This is a genomic window from Blastococcus sp. TF02-8, assembly GCF_003319175.1.
GTDB lineage: Bacteria > Actinomycetota > Actinomycetes > Mycobacteriales > Geodermatophilaceae > Blastococcus.
This window is the reverse complement of sequence record NZ_QOHK01000005.1, coordinates 302,482-320,353: the sequence shown is the minus strand read 5'-3', so window position 1 is coordinate 320,353 and position 17,872 is coordinate 302,482. Positions and strand designations below refer to the sequence as shown.

17 protein-coding genes and 1 pseudogene are annotated in these 17,872 nt (G+C 72.8%); 13 read left to right on the top strand and 5 right to left on the bottom strand.

What is annotated here, in order from left to right:
* Positions 1-92: 92 nt before the first annotated feature.
* The 6 genes from DQ237_RS12690 to DQ237_RS12665 all read left to right on the top strand — a co-directional run bounded on the left by DQ237_RS12690 (position 93) and on the right by DQ237_RS12665 (position 5,415).
* The gene (locus tag DQ237_RS12690; RefSeq protein ID WP_113800482.1) at positions 93-1,016 is read left to right on the top strand and encodes an ABC transporter permease; all 924 of its coding nucleotides are present in this window, start codon (positions 93-95) and stop codon (positions 1,014-1,016) included.
* On the top strand, positions 1,009-1,983 hold the full coding sequence (locus DQ237_RS12685) for an ABC transporter permease (RefSeq protein WP_113800481.1): 975 nt from the start codon (positions 1,009-1,011) through the stop codon (positions 1,981-1,983). The genes DQ237_RS12690 and DQ237_RS12685 overlap by 8 nt, the downstream gene beginning before the upstream one ends.
* Positions 1,980-3,032 (top strand): ABC transporter ATP-binding protein, encoded by a 1,053-nt coding sequence (locus DQ237_RS12680; RefSeq protein ID WP_113800480.1) that lies wholly within the window; start codon positions 1,980-1,982, stop codon positions 3,030-3,032. The genes DQ237_RS12685 and DQ237_RS12680 overlap by 4 nt, the downstream gene beginning before the upstream one ends.
* Positions 3,025-4,080: an ABC transporter ATP-binding protein gene (locus DQ237_RS12675; RefSeq protein WP_113800479.1), complete on the top strand. Its 1,056-nt coding sequence runs from the start codon at positions 3,025-3,027 to the stop codon at positions 4,078-4,080. Before DQ237_RS12680 ends, DQ237_RS12675 begins: the two co-directional genes overlap by 8 nt.
* A 61-nt stretch (positions 4,081-4,141) precedes the next feature.
* Positions 4,142-5,029: an N-acetyl-1-D-myo-inositol-2-amino-2-deoxy-alpha-D-glucopyranoside deacetylase gene (gene mshB / locus DQ237_RS12670; RefSeq protein WP_113800478.1), complete on the top strand. Its 888-nt coding sequence runs from the start codon at positions 4,142-4,144 to the stop codon at positions 5,027-5,029.
* Positions 5,026-5,415 carry a DUF6113 family protein gene (locus DQ237_RS12665; RefSeq protein WP_113800477.1) on the top strand — a complete coding sequence of 130 codons (390 nt, stop codon included), beginning with the start codon at positions 5,026-5,028 and terminating at the stop codon, positions 5,413-5,415. Before mshB ends, DQ237_RS12665 begins: the two co-directional genes overlap by 4 nt.
* Before the next feature lie 2 nt (positions 5,416-5,417).
* Here the strand turns inward: DQ237_RS12665 and DQ237_RS12660 are convergent, their stop codons facing one another.
* Both DQ237_RS12660 and DQ237_RS12655 read right to left on the bottom strand, forming a co-directional pair.
* Positions 5,418-6,284, bottom strand: coding sequence for a bifunctional diguanylate cyclase/phosphodiesterase (locus DQ237_RS12660; RefSeq protein ID WP_113800476.1), 867 nt, complete (start codon positions 6,282-6,284; stop codon positions 5,418-5,420).
* A gap of 47 nt (positions 6,285-6,331) precedes the next feature.
* Positions 6,332-8,239 (bottom strand): annotated as a pseudogene (locus DQ237_RS12655) (diguanylate cyclase domain-containing protein); the annotation flags it as partial.
* A gap of 214 nt (positions 8,240-8,453) precedes the next feature.
* Between DQ237_RS12655 and fdxA the strand changes: the two are divergent.
* Entirely contained in the window at positions 8,454-8,780 is a 327-nt protein-coding gene (gene fdxA, locus DQ237_RS12650; protein ID WP_091448234.1) for a ferredoxin, read from the top strand.
* Positions 8,777-9,913: a succinyldiaminopimelate transaminase gene (gene dapC / locus DQ237_RS12645; protein ID WP_205730201.1), complete on the top strand. Its 1,137-nt coding sequence runs from the start codon at positions 8,777-8,779 to the stop codon at positions 9,911-9,913. Before fdxA ends, dapC begins: the two co-directional genes overlap by 4 nt.
* 24 nt (positions 9,914-9,937) lie before the next feature.
* Here the strand turns inward: dapC and DQ237_RS12640 are convergent, their stop codons facing one another.
* Entirely contained in the window at positions 9,938-10,450 is a 513-nt protein-coding gene (locus tag DQ237_RS12640; RefSeq protein ID WP_147251802.1) for a hypothetical protein, read from the bottom strand.
* An 89-nt stretch (positions 10,451-10,539) separates the two neighbouring features.
* A complete protein-coding gene (locus DQ237_RS12635) occupies positions 10,540-11,193 on the bottom strand; it encodes a hypothetical protein (protein ID WP_113800472.1) in 654 nt (217 codons plus the stop codon).
* A 343-nt stretch (positions 11,194-11,536) separates the two neighbouring features.
* On the opposite strand from DQ237_RS12635, the gene DQ237_RS19455 reads away from it, so the two are divergent.
* From DQ237_RS19455 to DQ237_RS12625, 3 genes are all read left to right on the top strand, one after another.
* Positions 11,537-11,851, top strand: a complete 315-nt coding sequence (locus tag DQ237_RS19455) for a hypothetical protein (protein WP_147251801.1) — start codon at positions 11,537-11,539, stop codon at positions 11,849-11,851.
* Between the two features lie 112 nt (positions 11,852-11,963).
* Positions 11,964-12,626: an ABC transporter ATP-binding protein gene (locus DQ237_RS12630; protein ID WP_205730193.1), complete on the top strand. Its 663-nt coding sequence runs from the start codon at positions 11,964-11,966 to the stop codon at positions 12,624-12,626.
* Positions 12,627-12,709: 83 nt separating this feature from the next.
* On the top strand, positions 12,710-14,830 hold the full coding sequence (locus DQ237_RS12625; RefSeq protein ID WP_113800471.1) for an FtsX-like permease family protein: 2,121 nt from the start codon (positions 12,710-12,712) through the stop codon (positions 14,828-14,830).
* 36 nt (positions 14,831-14,866) lie between these two features.
* On the opposite strand, the gene dapD is transcribed toward DQ237_RS12625, so the two are convergent.
* Entirely contained in the window at positions 14,867-15,847 is a 981-nt protein-coding gene (gene dapD / locus DQ237_RS12620; RefSeq protein WP_113800470.1) for a 2,3,4,5-tetrahydropyridine-2,6-dicarboxylate N-succinyltransferase, read from the bottom strand.
* A 73-nt stretch (positions 15,848-15,920) separates the two neighbouring features.
* Between dapD and dapE the strand changes: the two genes are divergently transcribed.
* Together dapE and DQ237_RS12610 are read left to right on the top strand one after the other, a co-directional pair.
* A complete protein-coding gene (dapE, locus tag DQ237_RS12615; RefSeq protein WP_113800469.1) occupies positions 15,921-17,045 on the top strand; it encodes a succinyl-diaminopimelate desuccinylase in 1,125 nt (374 codons plus the stop codon).
* On the top strand, positions 17,042-17,872 hold the full coding sequence (locus DQ237_RS12610; protein ID WP_113800468.1) for a TIGR00730 family Rossman fold protein: 831 nt from the start codon (positions 17,042-17,044) through the stop codon (positions 17,870-17,872). Before dapE ends, DQ237_RS12610 begins: the two co-directional genes overlap by 4 nt.

Sequence of the window (17,872 nt, the reverse complement as noted above, 5' to 3'; positions counted from 1 at the left end):
TGCCCCCGGCGGCGTGTGCACCAGCCGACCGGCAAGATGGACAACGGCGTCGCGGTGGCTGACCGCGTCGTCCCACCACCCCGAGGGGGACCATGGGCCGCTACGTCGCGCGCCGACTACTGCTGACGATCCCGGTGCTTCTCGGCGCCTCCTTCCTCATCTTCGCGATGGTGTACGCGCTCCCGGGCGACCCGATCCGCGCGCTCGCGGGCGACCGCCCGGTGTCGCCGGCGGTCGTGAAGGTGCTCACCGAGCGCTTCCACCTGAGCGACCCGCTGTGGGTCCAGTACTGGGAGTACCTCAAGGCCCTGCTCTCCGGTGACCTGGGCACCGACTTCCGCGGCCGCCCCGTCCTGGACACCATCGAGCGGACGCTGCCGGTCACGGTCAAGCTGACCATCGTCGCCGTCGTGTTCGAGGCGATCATCGGCATCGTGGCCGGCGTGCTCGCCGGCATCCGCCGCAACAGCTTCTTCGACAACCTGGTGCTGGTCTCGACGACGGTCATCGTGTCGATCCCGATCCTGGTGCTGGCGTTCCTCGCCCAGCTGGTGCTCGGTCTCAAGCTCGGCTGGTTCCCGATCGCCGGCACCCGCGACGGGCTCTACAGCTACGTGCTGCCCGGCCTCGTGCTGGCCTCGGGCTCGCTGGCCTACGTGGCCCGCCTGACCCGGACCAGCATCGCGGAGAACATGCGTGCGGACTACGTGCGGACGGCGCGGGCCAAGGGCCTGCCCAACCGCACGGTGATCGTCCGCCACACTCTGCGCAACAGCCTGATCCCGGTCGTCACCTTCATCGGTGCCGACATCGGTGCGCTGCTGGGCGGCGCGATCGTGACCGAGACGGTGTTCAACCTGCCGGGCATCGGTCGCGAGGTGTTCGACGCCGTGCGCGCCCAGGAGGGTGCGGTCGTCGTCGGCATCGTCACCCTGATGGTCTTCTTCTTCATCTTCTTCAACCTGGTCGTCGACGTGCTCTACGCCGTCCTCGACCCGAGGATCCGCTATGACTGACCCGCACCAGCAGCTGGATCTGCGCAAGGACGAGGTGGAGGCAGGGACGACGACGGGGCTCGCCAGCCCCTCGGTCGACGTCACCGACTCGCGGCAGAACAGCCTGTGGAGCGACGCCTGGCGCTCGCTCAAGCGCAACCCGCTCTTCTGGCTGGGCGCCAGCTTCGGCCTGGTCTTCGCGCTGATGGCGATCATCCCGCAGGTGTTCGCCCGCGGCGTGGACCCGCGCGCCTGCGACCTGGCCAACTCCAAGGCGACGCCGTCCTCGGAGCACTGGTTCGGTTACGACGTCCAGGGCTGCGACTACCTGGCCAACGTCGTCTACGGCGCCCGCAACTCGCTGATCATCGGCATCTTCGCCGTGCTCGTCGTCCTCGTCCTGGGCGTCATCATGGGCGCGATCGCCGGGTTCTACGGCGGCGCGACCGACAGCATCCTGTCCCGCATCGCGGACATCTTCTACGCGCTCCCGCTCATCCTCGGCGCGCTGGTGCTGCTGCGGGTCGGCCCGTCGACCGACATCCCGATCCTGAACACCCGGGGGCCCGGCGCGGTGGCACTGGCCCTGGCGCTCTTCGGCTGGATGACGGCGATGCGGCTGGTCCGCTCCCAGGTCATCGCGGTGAAGAGCTCGGACTACGTCGCGGCCGCCCGCGCGATGGGCGCCTCGGACATGCGGATCCTGGTCCGGCACATCCTGCCCAACGCCGTCGCGCCGGTGCTGGTCTACACGACCATCACGATCGGCGTGCTGATCGCCGCCGAGGCGACCCTGACCTACCTGGGTGTCGGTCTGCAGCGGCCGGCCATCTCCTGGGGTCTGCAGATCGAGGCCGGGCAGGACTCGATCCGCAGCGCCCCGCACCTGGTCCTCTTCCCGAGCCTGATCCTGACCATGACGGTGATGGCGTTCGTCATGATGGGCGACGCGCTGCGCGACGCCCTCGACCCGAGGCAGCGTTCATGAGCACCGCGTCCACCTCCGCTCCCTCCGGCCCGGTCCGTCCGGGAACCGGCCCGGTCCTCGAGGTCGACGACCTCCACGTGCAGTTCCGCACGGAGTCCGGCCTGGTAAGGGCCGTCAACGGCGTGAGCTACACCGTCTCCGCGGGGGAGACCCTGGCCATCCTCGGGGAGTCCGGCTCCGGCAAGTCGGTCTCGGCACAGGCGATCATGGGCATCCTCGACATGCCGCCGGCCGAGATCACCGGCGGCCGGATCATGTTCGAGGGGCGCGACCTGCTCACCGAGTCCCCCGAGGAGCAGCGCAAGGTCCGCGGGCCCGGGATCTCGATGATCTTCCAGGACGCGCTCTCCTCGCTGAACCCCGTCTACAGCGTCGGGTTCCAGATCGGTGAGATGTTCCGGGCGCACCAGGGCATGTCCCGCAAGGACGCCAAGAAGCGTGCCGTCGAGCTCATGGACCGGGTGCGCATCCCGGCCGCCGCGCAGCGGGTGAACGACTTCCCGCACCAGTTCTCCGGCGGTATGCGGCAGCGCGTGATGATCGCCATGGCGATCGCGCTCGACCCGCGGATCCTGATCGCCGACGAGCCGACGACGGCGCTCGACGTCACCGTGCAGGCGCAGGTCATGGACCTGCTCAAGGACCTGCAGCGCGACACCGGCATGGGCCTGGTGCTCATCACCCACGACCTCGGTGTGGTCAACGAGGTCGCCGACAACGTCGCCGTCATGTACGCCGGTCGTATCGTCGAGCGCGGAACGGTCGACGACGTCTTCAGCAACCCGGCCCACCCGTACACCGAGGGGCTGATGAGCTCCATCCCCCAGGTGGAGGCCAAGGGCGGGCGGCTGCAGCCGATCGGCGGTCAGCCGCCGAACCTGGCGAGCATCCCCTCGGGGTGCCCGTTCCACCCGCGGTGCCCGAAGCGCCGGACCGGCGCCGACGCGCTGCCCGGTCGGCACTGCGCCGAGGACGTCCCGCCGCTGCGGCTGGTCGTCCCCGGGCGCGAGGCGGCCTGCCACTACAGCGAGGAGGTGCTCGGTGTCTGAGACCACCGACGACGCCGCGGCTCCGCTCGCGGACGTCGCCCCCGGCGAGGTGCTGCTCGAGGTCAAGGACCTCAAGAAGCACTTCCCGCTGACCCAGGGGATCGTCTTCAAGCGCACCGTCGGTCACGTCCGGGCGGTGGACGGCGTGAACCTGACGCTGCGCCGCGGCGAGACGATGGGCCTGGTCGGCGAGTCCGGCTGCGGCAAGTCGACGGTCAGCAAGATGCTGGTCGCGCTGGAGAAGCCCACCGGCGGGCAGATCCTCTACAAGGGTCGCGACGTCGCGAAGATGGGTGGCCGCGCGCTCAAGCAGTACCGCCGCGAGGTCCAGATCATCTTCCAGGACCCCTACGCCTCGCTGAACCCCCGCATGACCGTCGGCGACATCGTGGCCGAGGGCTGGTCGGTGCACGCCGACATCGCGCCCCGCAAGGGCCGCCTCCAGCGCACCCAGGAGCTGATGGAGCGGGTCGGGCTGAACCCCGACTTCGTCAACCGCTACCCGCACCAGTTCTCCGGGGGGCAGCGGCAGCGGATCGGGATCGCCCGTGCGCTGGCGCTCCAGCCGGAGATCATCGTCTGCGACGAGCCGGTGAGCGCCCTGGACGTGTCGGTGCAGGCCCAGGTCGTGAACCTGCTCGAGGACCTGCAGGACGACTTCGGGCTGTCCTACCTGTTCATCGCGCACGACCTGTCGGTGGTGCGCCACATCTCCGACCGGGTCGCCGTCATGTACCTGGGCAGCGTGGTCGAGGAGGGCACCGACGCCGAGGTCTACAACTCGGCCTCGCACCCCTACACGCAGGCGCTGCTGTCGTCGGTGCCGGTGCACGAGCCGCACCTGCGCGGGCTCAAGGAGCGCATCCTGCTGCAGGGTGACGTGCCCAGCCCGGCCAACCCGCCGTCGGGTTGCCGGTTCCGCACACGCTGCTGGAAGGCGCAGGACATCTGCGCCACGGAGGCGCCGGCGTTGGTCGACCGCGGTCAGGGCCATCCGTCGGCGTGCCACTTCGCCGAGGCGCGCACCGTCATCGCCGTCGAGGACTGATCCGCCCCGGGAGCCGGACCCGCAGGGTCCGGCTCCCGGTGGTCTCCGGCAGGATCGCGGTGTGACCGCCAACCGTCGGCTCCTGCTGGTGCACGCCCACCCGGACGACGAGAGCATCACGACCGGCGCCACGATGGCCCGCTACGCCGCCGAGGGCGCCCAGGTCACCCTGCTCACCTGCACGCTGGGCGAGGAGGGCGAGATCCTGGTCCCCGAGCTGGCGCAGCTCGCCGCCGACCAGGCCGACCAGCTCGGCGGCTACCGCATCGCCGAGCTGCGCGCCGCCATGGCCGCGCTGGGGGTCACCGACATCCGTTTCCTCGGCGGTGCCGGGCACTACCGGGACTCCGGGATGATCGGCACGCCCGCGAACGCGCGGGCCCGCGCCTTCTGGAACGCCGACCTCGACGCGGCGGCGGCGCACGCGGTGGCCGTGGTCCGGGACGTGCGCCCGCAGGTCGTCGTCACCTACGACCCGGACGGCGGCTACGGCCACCCCGACCACATCCAGGCCCACCGGGTGGCGATGCGCGCCGTCGACCTCGCCGCCGACGCGGGCTACCGGCCCGACCTGGGCCCGGCCTGGGACGTCGCCAAGGTGTACTGGTGCCGCCTGCCACGCACTGCTGTCCGGGAGAGCGACGCGGCGCTGGCGGCGGCGGGGGAGCGGGTGCCGTTCCTCCCCTCGGCCGCGATCGAGCACGCGCCGTTCGTCGTGGACGACGACGAGGTGACCGCCGTCGTCGACGCCGCGGACCTCACTGCGCGCAAGAGCGCGGCGCTGGCCGCGCACGCCACGCAGATCACCGTCCGCGAGGGCTTCTTCGCGCTGTCCAACCACCTCGGTCAGCTGGTCCGGGGCACGGAGTGGTTCCAGCTGGTGCGCGGCGTCCCGGCCGTCGACGGCTCCGGGCGGGAGACCGACCTCTTCGCCGGCCTGCCGCGATGAGCGCGCGGGCCTGGGCCGCGGCCGGATGGGCCGTGGTCGCCGTGGTCCTCGCGGGGTGGTTGGCGGTCGTGGAGGTGTTCTGGCTGCCCCTGCGCGTCGGGGGCGTGCTCGTCCCGGTGTCCGTCCTCGCCGCCGTCGCGGGCAACGTGCTGCTGGTGCACGGCGCGCGACGGGTGTCCGGCTCCCGGGTGGTCGCGGCACTGCCGGCGGCGGTCTGGCTGGTCGTGGCCGTCGCGGCGATGAGCCGGCGCCCCGAGGGGGACGTGGTCATCACCCAGAACGGCGTGAACCTGGCCTTCCTGGGCCTGGGCATGGTGGCGGCGGTCTTCGCCGTCGGCTCGGTGCTGGGCGGTCCGCGCGCGCCGATGCCGCACGGAGGGCCCTGAGCTCAGCGCTCGCCGGCCACGACCCCGGCGCGCATGGGCCGGGCGTCCAGCCAGCCCAGCACGCGCTCGGCCGGCATGGGCCGGGAGATGTGGTAGCCCTGGGCGACGTCGCAGCCCCACTCGCGCAGCGCGGCGAGCGAGTCGGCGTCCTCGACGCCCTCCACGACCATGCTCATCCCGAGGTCGCGGCTCAGCTGCAGCGTGCTCCGCACGATCGCGGCCGCCCGGGGGTCGGAGGTCAGGTGGGTCACGAAGCTGCGGTCGAGCTTCAGCTCGTCCACGGGCAGCGCGCGGAGGTAGGACAGCGAGGAGTAGCCGGTCCCGTAGTCGTCGACCGACAGCCGGACGCCGAGCGTGCGCAGCCCGGCCATCACCTGCTGGCTGCGGGGCGCGTCGGCCATCAGGACGTCCTCGGTGATCTCCAGGACGAGCGCCTCGGCCGGCACGCCGCAGGCGTCCAGCAGCATGGCCACCTGCTCGGGGAGCGCGACGTCCTGCAGGTTGGAGACCGACAGGTTCACCGCGACGGAGAGGTCGTGGCCGTGGGCGCGCCACGTCTGCAGGTCGCGCAGCGACCTCTCCAGCACGCGCAGGGCGAGCCGGCGCATGAGCCCGGCCTGCTCGGCGAGCGGCAGGAAGACGTCGGGGTAGAGCAGCCCGCGGGTCGGGTGGTTCCAGCGGACGAGCGCCTCGAGGCCGACGATGCGGCCCGTGCGCAGGTCGAGCTTGGGCTGGTAGTGGTTGTCCAGCTCCTCGCCGTCGAGCGCCGAGCGCAGCTGCTCCAGGGTCTCCAGGCGGTCGCGGGAGGCGGGGGTCCCGTCGGGCGCCCACACCTCGTACCCCTGCTTGCCCCGCTTGGCGGCGTACATGGCCGTGTCTGCGCGGGCCAGCAGCAGCGAGCGGTCGCGGCCGTGGTCCGGGCACAGCCGATGCCGATGCTGGCGTCGACGTGCAGCGGCATGCCGTCGAGGACGAAGGCGTCCCGCAGGGCGGTGCCGAGCGCCTCACCCACCTCGCGGGCACGCTCGGCGTCCGCGTCGGGCAGCAGGACGGCGAACTCGTCGCCACCCATGCGCGCCAGCAGGTCACCGGGGCGCAGGGCCTGCTGCAGCCGCGGCCCGACCAGGCAGAGGAGGTCGTCGCCGACGCTGTGCCCGAAGCTGTCGTTGATCTCCTTGAAACGGTCGAGGTCGATCATCAGCAGGGCGCAGTCCCGGTCGCCGGCGCCGTAGACGGTCGCCTCGACCTCCTCGATGAACCGGCGGCGGTTGGCCAGCCCGGTCAGCGGGTCGGCGTGCGCCTCGGTGGCCAGCTGGGCCAGCCGGCGCTGCTCGGCGGCCCGCAGCTCGGCGTTCTCCACGACGAGGGAGCCCTCGAGGGTCACCTGGCGCACGGCGTCGCGCACCGAAGGAGACCAGGTGCGCCCGGTGCCGACCGCGCCGGTGACGACGAGGCCGAGCAGCCGGTCGCCGGACATCAGCGGCACGCTGATGTAGGAGGCGAGGTCGAGGGCCTCGCACAGGCGGGGGTCGAGCAGGTCGCTGGTGGCGGTGTCCTCGACGAAGACCGGCGTCTTCTGCTCGGAGCTGAGCCGCCACAGGGCGACGTCGGATCCGGGCCGGCCGATGAGCTGCGCCTGGACGACCTCCTTGTGCGCGTCGGGCCAGTCGACGTGCCGGACCTCCCCGACGCGGTCGTCCGCGTCGACCAGGTACGCGGCGCTGCGTTGGGTCCCGGCCAGCCGCTGGACGGCGCGGGCGACGACCTCGGCGGCCTCGGAGACCCCGGTGGCACCGGCGCCGTCGACCAGCATCTGCCGCACCACGCGCGCGGTGCTCAGCGACTCCGCGCGCGCCTGGCTGGTGCGTGCCTGCTCGATGACCCCGCCGAGGTGCGCGCCGGCGGCCGCGGCCAGCCGGCGGACGTCCTCGGAGAAGGGGCGCACGTGCGTGCTGTCGAGGGTGAGGACTCCGGCCAGGTGCGGGCTGCGGCCGAGCGGGACGGCCAGCGCCGAGGCGATGTGGAAGGAGTCGACCCACCAGCCCGACACGAGGCCGGACTCCCGGTCGGCGGTCATCGGATCGCCGGTGCGCAGGACGGTCTCCGCCAGCTGGAGTGCCACGGGGGCGTTGCGGAACTGCTGCCAGGTCGCGAGGTCCCGGCGGCCGTCGGCGTAGGCGGCCATGCTCGGGACCAGCCGGCCGTCCTCCAGCAGGAAGATGCACGCGCGCTCCACCTCGCCGAGCTCGGCGAGCTGCCGGCACGCCGACCCCAGCAGGTGGTCCATGGACTCGGCCTGGGCCGCGGACTCGATGAGCCCCAGCAGCACCCCGGCCTGGTCGAGGCGACGCTGCTGCGAGCGCCGTTCCCAGGCGTCCTTGACGGCGACGGCGAGCTTGGGGGTGGCCTGCCGCAGCAGGTGCGGGGAGGCCGCTGCGGCGGGCTCGACGGTCAGGATGCCGATCACCTCGCCGCCCACCAGCAGCGGTTCCCCGTGCGCGGAGCGGATGCCGACCTCGGCCAGCTGCTTGTCGGTGGCCCGCCGGCCGTCGGCCCGGCCGCTGATCGGCTGCCCCGTCCGCACGACCGCGGCCAGGAAGGGGGAGTCCGACAGCAGGGCCGGAGTGATCAGCGCGGGATGCCGAGGGAGGTCCTCGGCGCCCGGGCAGACGGCGTGGCGGAAGGGGACCAGCATCTCGGTGGTCTCCTCGTGGACCCAGACCGAGACGCGGGTGGCGCCCGAGGACGCACGCAGGCGGGCGAGCTGGCCCTCCAGCGCGGCCTGCGCGTCGTAGGGCGAGGCCGACGACACGGGTCGGCGCATCACCGTGCGGTGCGTCTTCTGCTCGGACACGCCTCCAAGATCGGCCGGCAGCGCCGACTCTTGAGCAGGGACCTAGGTCCCACCTCGAAAGGGGGAGACGGCCCTGGGTGGGTGACCCGTCGAACGCGCCGCGACCTGGCAGGTGATACTGAGTGCGCATCTGGCGCCCGGCCTCGGCCGAGGGCGCAGCCGAACGTCCCCGGGAGGGAACCCCGTGACCTACGTCATCACCCAGGCCTGCGTCGACGTTCTCGACAAGGCGTGCATCGACGAGTGTCCGGTGGACTGCATCTACGAGGGCGACCGGATGCTCTACATCCACCCCGACGAGTGCGTGGACTGCGGCGCCTGCGAGCCGGTCTGCCCGGTGGAGGCCATCTACTACGAGGACGACGTCCCGGACAAGTGGAAGGACTTCTACAACGCCAACGTGGAGTTCTTCTCCGACCTGGGCAGCCCCGGCGGCGCCGCCAAGACCGGCAAGGTCGGCAAGGACCACCCGCTCGTGGCCGCTCTTCCGCCGCAGGGCGAAGGTCACTGACCGGTCCGGGCCCCGGCGCGTCCCGCGCGCTGCCGGACTTCCCCTGGGACTCCCTCGCCGGTGCGCGGGCGCGTGCCGCGCAGCATCCCGGCGGGGTCGTCGACCTGTCCATCGGGACCCCGGTCGACGAGACGCCGTCCGTGCTGCGGGAGGCCCTCGCGGCGGCTGCTGACGCCCCCGGCTACCCGACGGCGCTCGGCACCGCCGCGCTGCGCGGGGCCGCGGCGGGCTGGCTGCGCCGCCGGCTCGGTGTCGAGGTGGCGGACCCGGCCGGCGCGGCACCCTCGGTGATCCCGACGGTCGGCTCCAAGGAGCTCGTCGCCCTCCTGCCCACGCTCCTCGGCCTGCAGGGCGGGGCCACCACGGTGCTCGTGCCGGAGGTCGCCTACCCCACCTACGAGGTGGGGGCGGTGCTGGCCGGCCTCGCCGTGCGCCGGTCCGACACCCCGCCGGCCGACGCGACGTCGGCCTCCCACCCACCCGTCTCGCTGGTCTGGCTCAACTCACCCGGCAACCCGCACGGACGAGTTCTCCCCGACGACGAGCTGCGGGCCTGGGTCGCCTGGGGGCGCGCCCACGGCGTCCCCGTCGTCGCCGACGAGTGCTACATCACCCTGGGCTGGGACGTCACGCCCCGGTCGATCCTGCACCCCGAGATCGCGGGTGCCGATCACACCGGCCTGCTCGCCGTGCACTCGCTGTCGAAGCAGTCCACCGCCGCCGGCTATCGCGGCGGCCTGCTCTCCGGCGACCCCGAGCTGGTCCGCCGGGTCTGGGAGGTGCGCCGGCACCTGGGTCTGCTGGTGCCCGGGCCGGTGCAGGCCGCCATGGCGGCCGCCCTCGCCGACGACGCCCACGTCGACGCCCAGCGGGAGCGGTACCGGGGCCGTCGCGACCGGCTGATGGGGGCCGTGCGGGCCGCCGGGATGCGGGTCGACCACTCCGAGGCGGGCCTGTACCTCTGGGTCACGCGCGACGAGGACTGCTGGGTCACCATCGACCGGCTCGCCGCGCTCGGCATCGTCGCGGCCCCGGGGAGCTTCTACGGCCCCGCCGGCGCCCGGCACGTCCGGATGGCGCTCACGGCCACCGACGAGCGGATCGACGCGGCGGTACAGCGACTGAACCCCTGACGGCGCTGTCAGGGGCGTTCGTCGTCAGACCGGCTCGCGGTACCGGATCACGGTGCCGGCACCGACGCGGCGGGCGGCGGTCAGGCTGAGGGTGGCCCGGCGGAACACCTCGTTGGCGGTCAGCCCGGGCTCCAGGGGGGCGACGCCGGCGGAGGCCGACACACCGGCGATGCCGAGAGCGTCGACGGCGGCGACGAGACGCGCGCCGACGAGCTCCGCCGTGGCGGTGGGGCCGGCCAGCACGATCGCGAACTCGGCGGCACCGGAGCCGCCCAGCCAGTCGTCGCCCCGGATGGAGCGGGCGAGCAGGCCGGTGACCTGCGCGAGCGTGGTCTGCGGGGTGGGCCAGCCGTCGTCGCGGCGCAGCAGGCCGATCACCAGGAGGGTCACCGGCTGCTCGCCCGAGCCGGGCAGCTCCGCACCGATGCGCTCGAGCAGCGCCTCGCGGGTGGGCAGCAGGACCGGCATGTCGGCGGCCGTGGGGGCGGCGGCAGCGGCGCGGGTCGCCTTGGGCGGCTCGTTGGGGGCGATGGTCATGTCCCAGGTGTCGGAGTCCCGGCGCCGGTCTTTGAGCACCCAAACGTCCGAGTCCCCCGGTAGGGGGAACGGAACCGTACGGTTCGTCGTCAGTGGCACTCGAGGGTGCCGGTGGCCAGCGCCGCGGTCAGTTGCTGGGCCATGGGCTCCCACTGCTGGTAGAGCTCGGGGAAGCCGGAGCGCTGCACGGCCTGGGCCATCTCGGTGAGCCGGCCGGCCTCCCAGCCGGGGATGGTCACGAGCCGGTCGTAGAACTGCCCGGCGGCGTGGACCGGGTCCTGCACCTGCTGGTCGCTGCCCCACCCCTGCGACGGTCGCTGCTGGAACAGCCCCAGCGAGTCGCGGTCACCGTGATCGAGGTTGCGCAGCCGGGACTCCTGCTGGGCGGTGGCCAGGGCGATGACGACGGCGCGGTCGGGCAGCCCCCGGTCCCTGGCCACCTCGGCGATCGTGGCCGCGTTCCGTGCCTGCTCCGCGGTGACCGTGACCGAGCCGTCGGGGACGGTGCAGGTTCCGGCGGCCGGGATGTCCAGTCGCACGGTGCCCCAGCCGACGGCGGCGAACAGCGCCGTGGCGACGACCAGCGCCGGCCACCACCGCGCGAGTCCCTGCGCGCCGCCGGACCGGCGGCGCCGCGCCGGGGCCTTCCGTGGACGTCGGGTGCTGCGGGCCGGGGCCGGCCGGCGGGTGGTGGTGCGCGCCCGGGCTGCGGCGGGGTGCGTCGCGGTGCGGGGGCTGGTCATCGCCTCCGACTGTAAGCGGCGCAGCCGACGGATCCGGGGTGCCCGAGGTCACCCCGGAGCGTCCCGTTCGCCGGGCTGTGCCGGACGGCAGCCGACCGCCGACGGCCCGGTCCGTTGCTGGCAGCACGCCCGGGTGCGAGGGGTGAGGGGTGGCCTCCCCGGTGGGCCACCGGGCCGCCGGTGAGGCCGTTCCAGTTTCTCCTTCCTTCGGCTTCAGGCGTGATCTCGCAGGCCGATACCTGACGGTGTCGATACCCCTTGACGCCCCCTGGCCCCACCCCTAGCTTCTGCGCATCAACGGTTACGCGAGCGCCGTCGAGTCTCGCGAAAAGGGGCTGGACCCATGAAGCATCGCGCAATTTCCGTTGCCATGTTCGTCGCTTTCGCGGCGGTCAGTGCGTCTCCTGCTCTGGCGCATTCCGCTGTCGCGCCGGACAGCGGCTCGAACGCGTACGACAACAGCACGCACAGCAGGTTCTACGTCTATGACATGAAGGCCGACTCCCACAGCGCCTACGGGAACTGGAACAACACCGACAACCGGCTGAGCAACAACAGCGGGTACGGCACGACCGTCTCCAAGGCGGCGACGGTGACGGCCGTGCGGGCCTGTACGGACGTCCAGTTCGCCAGCGACCCCTGCAGCAACTGGAACTGATCGCAGAAGACTGTCGGGTTACCGGTGCGCGGGCGTCGGACGGGCCCGCGCACCGGTGACCGACGAAGGGGACTCCCTCGTGACCGTTTCTCCCATTCTCACCATGAGTGGAGTGAGCCTCGTGCTCGGGGGCAAGACCATTCTCGACGACGTCGATCTCGAGGTGGATGCCGGTGACTCCGTTGCCGTCGTCGGGCGAAGTGGAAGTGGCAAGAGCAGTTTGCTCTCCTGTGTCCTCGGGTTGATTCCTCCCAGTGCCGGAACAATTGTGGTGGACGACGTCGCGATCACTGGCCTTCGGCGGAGCGGATTGTCCCGGATGCGCCGGGAAAAGCTCGGGATGATCTTCCAGACCGGAGAATTGCTGGTCGAGCTCTCGCCCCGGGAGAATGTCATGATCAGCGGATTGCTGGCCGGTCAGAGACCCCGTGAAGCAGCGGCGAAGGCCGACCATCTCCTGGAGGCTCTCGGCGTTCCGGATGGCGCGCGCTCGATCGCCGAGTTCTCCGGAGGGGAACGTCAGCGGGTGGCGGTCGCCCGCGCCCTGATGAACGACCCCCGGCTGCTGCTGGCGGACGAGCCGACGGGCTCGCTCGACCCGCCGACGCGCGATCAGGTGGTCGACATCATCTTCGACGTCCCTCGCCGGTTCGGCTGCGCGCTGGTCGTGGTCACCCATGACCCGGAGGTGGCTCGACGGGCCACTCGGTTGACCCAGCTGTCGGGCGGTGTCCTCCGGGAGCTGCCGATGAGTGACGCGGTCGTCGCGGGGTGAGCGCGGGTGCAACGGTTCTCGTCCCTGCCCTGATCAGGGTCGGCCGTGCGTTCGGTCGCCGTGGCCCGCAGGCACGTCTCCGGGTGGTCGCCCTGGTCGTCAGCTCGGCGGTGCTGGTCGCCGGTGTCTGCGCCCTCGTGCTCGCGAACGCGCTCTGGCACGACCGCCAGTCACGGGCCGACAGCCTGCGCCCGTCGCTGAGCAGCGAGGCCGACGCGCGACTGCTGATCTCGTACGACGGTTTCACGGCGCTGGACGACTCCGGTGTCCTGGTGCAGTCGATCTGGCCGCTCGACGACGATGCGCCACTTCCCGCCGGGGTGTCCCGGTGGCCGCAGCCCGGGCAGGCAGTCGTCTCCCCTGCGGTCCAGGAGGAGCTGGAGGAGGTCGATCCCGCCCTCTTCGGCACCGTGAGCGGTGTGATCGGGCCCTCCGGTCTGGAGGACCCCACGGAACGCCGCGTCTACCTGCGTCCGACCCGGGAGGCCTTCGACCCGGCCACCATGGATTTCGCGTCCGGGTTCGGGGGCGAGGGGACCGGTGATGGCTGGTACGGCCTCGGCGTGCTGAACGCGACCGAGCTCTGGGAACTGAACGCGGCGCTGATCGGTGCTCTCGTGGTGCCTGCACTGGCCGCCGTCGCACTCGCCGGGGGTCTGGACGCGGAGGCGCGTGCCCGGCGCGGACACCTCCTCGTCGTCATCGGCGCCGAGCGCCGGCATCTCGCGCTCGTCGACATCAGGGAGGCGTGGCCGGCGACGCTCGTCGGGGGAGTGCTCGGGACTGCGGCGGTCACGGTCTTCGCCGTGGCGGACGTGCACGTCGCCTCCTTGGACACGGCGACAGCGGCCGCCCACGTGCGTCAGTTCTGGCCGGCGATGCTCGTCGCCGTCGTCCTGGCGCACGCGTCGTGCGTGCTCACGGTCCTGGCGGTGCGGCAGCGGGTCCCGGCCCCGCGGCGGAGAACTCTCCTACGACGTCGGCCTGTCCGGAGGCGCGGACAGCAGGTCTCGGCCGCCCGGGCCGGTGCCTGCCTCGTGGCCTGCCTCGCGACCATCTGGCTGCCCACCTACTTCCAGACCGAGGCTCTGCGCACCCTGTCCTACGGATTCGGCAGCCTGGCCGTCGTTCTCACGCTCCCGGCGCTCATCGGGGCACTGCTCGCCGGCCTGGGTGGCTTCGGAGCCGATTGGGGCCGCCGGTGGGGATCGGTGGGCGCCATCATCGGGGGCCGCCGACTGGAGCGGTTCCCGAAGCGGACGACCCGGCTCGCGCTCGGGGTCTGCGGGGTCATCCTGCTCCTCGGCCAGATCCAGCTGTGGAGCAGTCAGCTGGGCCAGCAGTACACCTCTGCGCTCGCGGCCCGCGCAGAGTTCGGAACCGTCTCGCTCCGGGCGCAGCACACCGACTACGGCAAGGGGATGGAGACGTTCCTCCGACGTCTCCCTCCGGGGGTGGCGCCTGTCTGGGCCTGGAGCGGGCCGACGGGCACGACGATCGAGGCCGACTGCGCCACGGTCCGCGTCCTGGGCGGGGAGTGCGGACGCGACGCCGCTCCGGTGGCCCAGTTCGCGGGGACACGCGCGATGGCGGCCGTGGCGGCCTGGTATCCGGCCCTGGGCGGGACGACGGTCGTCCAGCAGGAGTCCCTGGACCTCGCTCGGTTGTCGGAGGCGGGAGCGGAACTGAACCTCGTGTCGACGACGGGCGACGACCTCCCGCTGGTCGACCTGCAGCGGCTGGGATACGAGACGACTCCCGGCGGCCTCCAACTGACGTCGATCGGCACGGACTGGGTCGTCGCGGGCAAGGTCGTCCAGCTCCAGGGCCGGTGGACGGTCCTCTGGGGTCTGATCGGGGCGCTCACCGTGATGTTCGCTGCGGCGTGCGCACTCGCCGGGGATGCGCTGCGGACCGGTCACGACGTGGCGCCGATCGCCGCCTTGGCGGGACGGCGGAGGTGGCTCGCCGTCCTCGCGGGCTGGCGGCTGGCACTCCCCATGGTCTTCGCCGGGCTGGTCGGCGCCGGCCTCTATCTGATCCTGCCCTCCGGGATCGAGTCCGGTTCCGTCTTCATGACGCCGTCACCGATGTTCGCGACTGCCTGTTTCGTCTCCGCGGTCGCCTGTGCCGCCGCGCTGTCCCTCTGGACGGCGGACGTCGTCTTCCGAACGGCCCAGCGGTGGCGTCCGGGTGCGGACTAGCGTCCTCGTGGCCGGACCCGAGGGCCGTGGGACGCGTCAGTTGGCGTGCAGGTCGGCGTTCAGCGCGCCCCACGTGCCCTCGCGGGGGAGGGCTTCCAGCGCACCGCTGACGCTGTTGCGGCGGAACAGCAGGCCCGAGCGCCCGGAGAGCTCCTTGCCCTTCACCACCGAGCCGTCGGGGAGGGTCACCCGCGAGCCGGCGGTCACGTAGCAGCCGGCCTCGACGACGCAGCCGTCGCCGAGGGAGATCCCGGTGCCGGAGTTGGCGCCGAGCAGGCAGCCGCTGCCGATGGAGATGACCTGGGTGCCGCCGCCGGAGAGCGTGCCCATGATCGACGCGCTGCCGCCGATGTCGCTGTCGGGCCCCACCACCACACCGGCGCTGATCCGGCCTTCGACCATCGACGGACCGAGCGTGCCGGCGTTGTAGTTGACGAAGCCCTCGTGCATGACCGTCGTCCCCTCGGCGAGGTGGGCGCCCAGGCGCACCCGGTCGCCGTCGGCGATGCGGACTCCGGACGGGACGACGTAGTCGACCATCCGCGGGAACTTGTCGACGCCGAAGACGGTGAGGTGGCCGACGGCGGCACGCAGCCGGTGCGCGCTGAACCCGGCGGCCTCCACCGGGCCGGCGCTGGTCCAGGCGACGTTGGTGAGCAGGCCGAAGATGCCGGTCAGGTCCACGCCGTGCGGCTTCACGAGGCGGTGCGAGAGGAGGTGCAGCCGCAGCCAGACGTCGTGGGTGTCGACCGGCGGTGCGGAGAGGTCGGCGATGACGGTGCGGACGGCGATGACCTCCACGCCGCGGGCCTCGTCGGTGCGCACGAGGCCGCCGTAGTCCGGACCCAGCTCGCCGGAGAGCTCCAGCGCCCCGAGCCGGGTGGTGCCCGGGGCCGCGCCGTCGGGCGCGCCGAGCCGGGGCTCGGGGTACCAGGTGTCGAGCACGGTGCCTGCCGGGGTGACGGTCGCCAGGCCGGCGGCCGATGCCGAGAGGGGGGCGTCAGGAGCGTCGGTCACGGGGACGACGCTACCCAGCGACAGCCCCGGCCACGGCAGCCGGTCGGCGCCCCGGCCCTTAGGCTTCCTCGGCGTGAGCACCCCGCCCGAGCTCGACCTGTCCGCCGACGTCCTCTCCCTGACCGGCGCGCTGGTCGACGCCCCCTCGGTCTCGGGGAGCGAGGGGGCCCTGGCCGACGCGGTCGAGGAGGCGCTGCGGGCGCTCGGCGGCCTCGAGGTCGAGCGCGTCGGCGATGCGGTGCTGGCCCGCACCAACCTGGACCGGCCGACCCGCGTGGTCCTCGCCGGGCACCTGGACACCGTGCCGATCGCCGACAACGTGCCGAGCAGGCTCGACGAGGCCGCCGGCCGGCTCTACGGCTGCGGCGCCAGCGACATGAAGTCCGGTGACGCCGTCATGCTCCGGCTGGCCGCGACGTTCGGCGTCCCCGGTGCGGAGCCCGCCCACGACCTCACGTTCGTCTTCTACGACAACGAGGAGGTCGAGGCGGTGCGGAACGGCCTCGGCCGGGTGGCCCGCGAGCGGCGGGGCTGGCTCTACGGCGACCTCGCGATCGTCCTGGAGCCGACCGACGGCGAGATCGAGGCCGGCTGCCAGGGCACCCTGCGGGCGGTGCTGTCGACGACCGGGGTCCGCGCGCACAGCGCGCGCAGCTGGTTGGGGGAGAACGCGGTGCACGGGCTGGCCGGTGCCCTCGCGGCGCTGTCGGCCTACCGCGCCCGCGAGGTGGAGATCGACGGCTGCCGCTACCGCGAGGGTCTCAACGCCGTGGGGATCTCGGGCGGGGTGGCCGGCAACGTGATCCCCGACGAGGCGTCGCTGACGGTGAACTTCCGCTACGCGCCCGACCGGGACGAGGACGCCGCCGAGGCGCACGTCCGGGAGGTGTTCGCCGAGGCGATCGCCGCCGGTGCCACGCTGACCGTCGTGGACAACGCCGGGGGAGCGCTGCCCGGCCTGGGCGAGCCGGCCGCCGCAGCGTTCGTCGAGGCGGTGGGCCGCCCGGCACGGGCCAAGCTCGGCTGGACCGACGTGGCCAGGTTCGCCGCCTTCGGGATCCCGGCGATCAACTACGGCCCCGGCGACCCGCAGCTGGCCCACACGCGCGAGGAGCACGTGCTCGTCGAGCGGCTGCAGCCCGCCGTCGACGCGCTGACCGCCTTCCTGTCCGGCCCGACCACGAGGAGCGAGGCATGACCACCCCACCGCCCGACGGGCGTCGTCCGCGCCCCACCCGGCACCGCGGCCCGGTCATGCTGCGCGGCGGCGAGCCGGACCCGAGGAACCAGGGGACGACGACCGACCAGCGGCTGCTGGACCGCCGCGGCCCCGCCGACTGGGTGCACACCGACCCGTGGCGCGTCATGCGGATCACCTCGGAGTTCGTCGAGGGGTTCGGGCTGCTCGCTGAGCTGCCGCGGGCCGTGAGCGTGTTCGGCAGCGCCCGCACACCGCGCGAGCACCCGCACTACGACACCGGCGTCGCGCTCGGGCGGGCGCTGGCCGAGGCGGGGTACGCCGTCATCACCGGGGGCGGCCCCGGTGCGATGGAGGCGGCGAACCGCGGCGCGCACGAGGCCGGTGGCATGTCGGTGGGCCTGGGCATCGAGCTGCCCTTCGAGCAGGAGCTCAACGAGTGGGTCGACGTCGGCATCTCGTTCCGCTACTTCTTCGTGCGCAAGACGATGTTCGTGAAGTACGCCCAGGCGTTCGTGATCCTGCCCGGCGGCTTCGGCACGCTGGACGAGCTGTTCGAGGCGCTGACCCTGGTGCAGACCCGCAAGGTCACCCGGTTCCCGGTGATCCTCATCGGCACGGAGTTCTGGTCGGGCCTGGTCGGCTGGATCCGCGAGCGGATGATCGCCGAGGGCACGGTGAGCCCGGGGGACCTGGACCTGATCGTGGTCACCGACGACGTGGCCGAAGCCGTGGCGGTCATCCAGGAGGCGGAGGCCACCCGTGCGGCCGGGGACGTCGGCGGCGGCACGCGCGCGCCCACCGCGACCGGTCCGTCCGACGCCTGA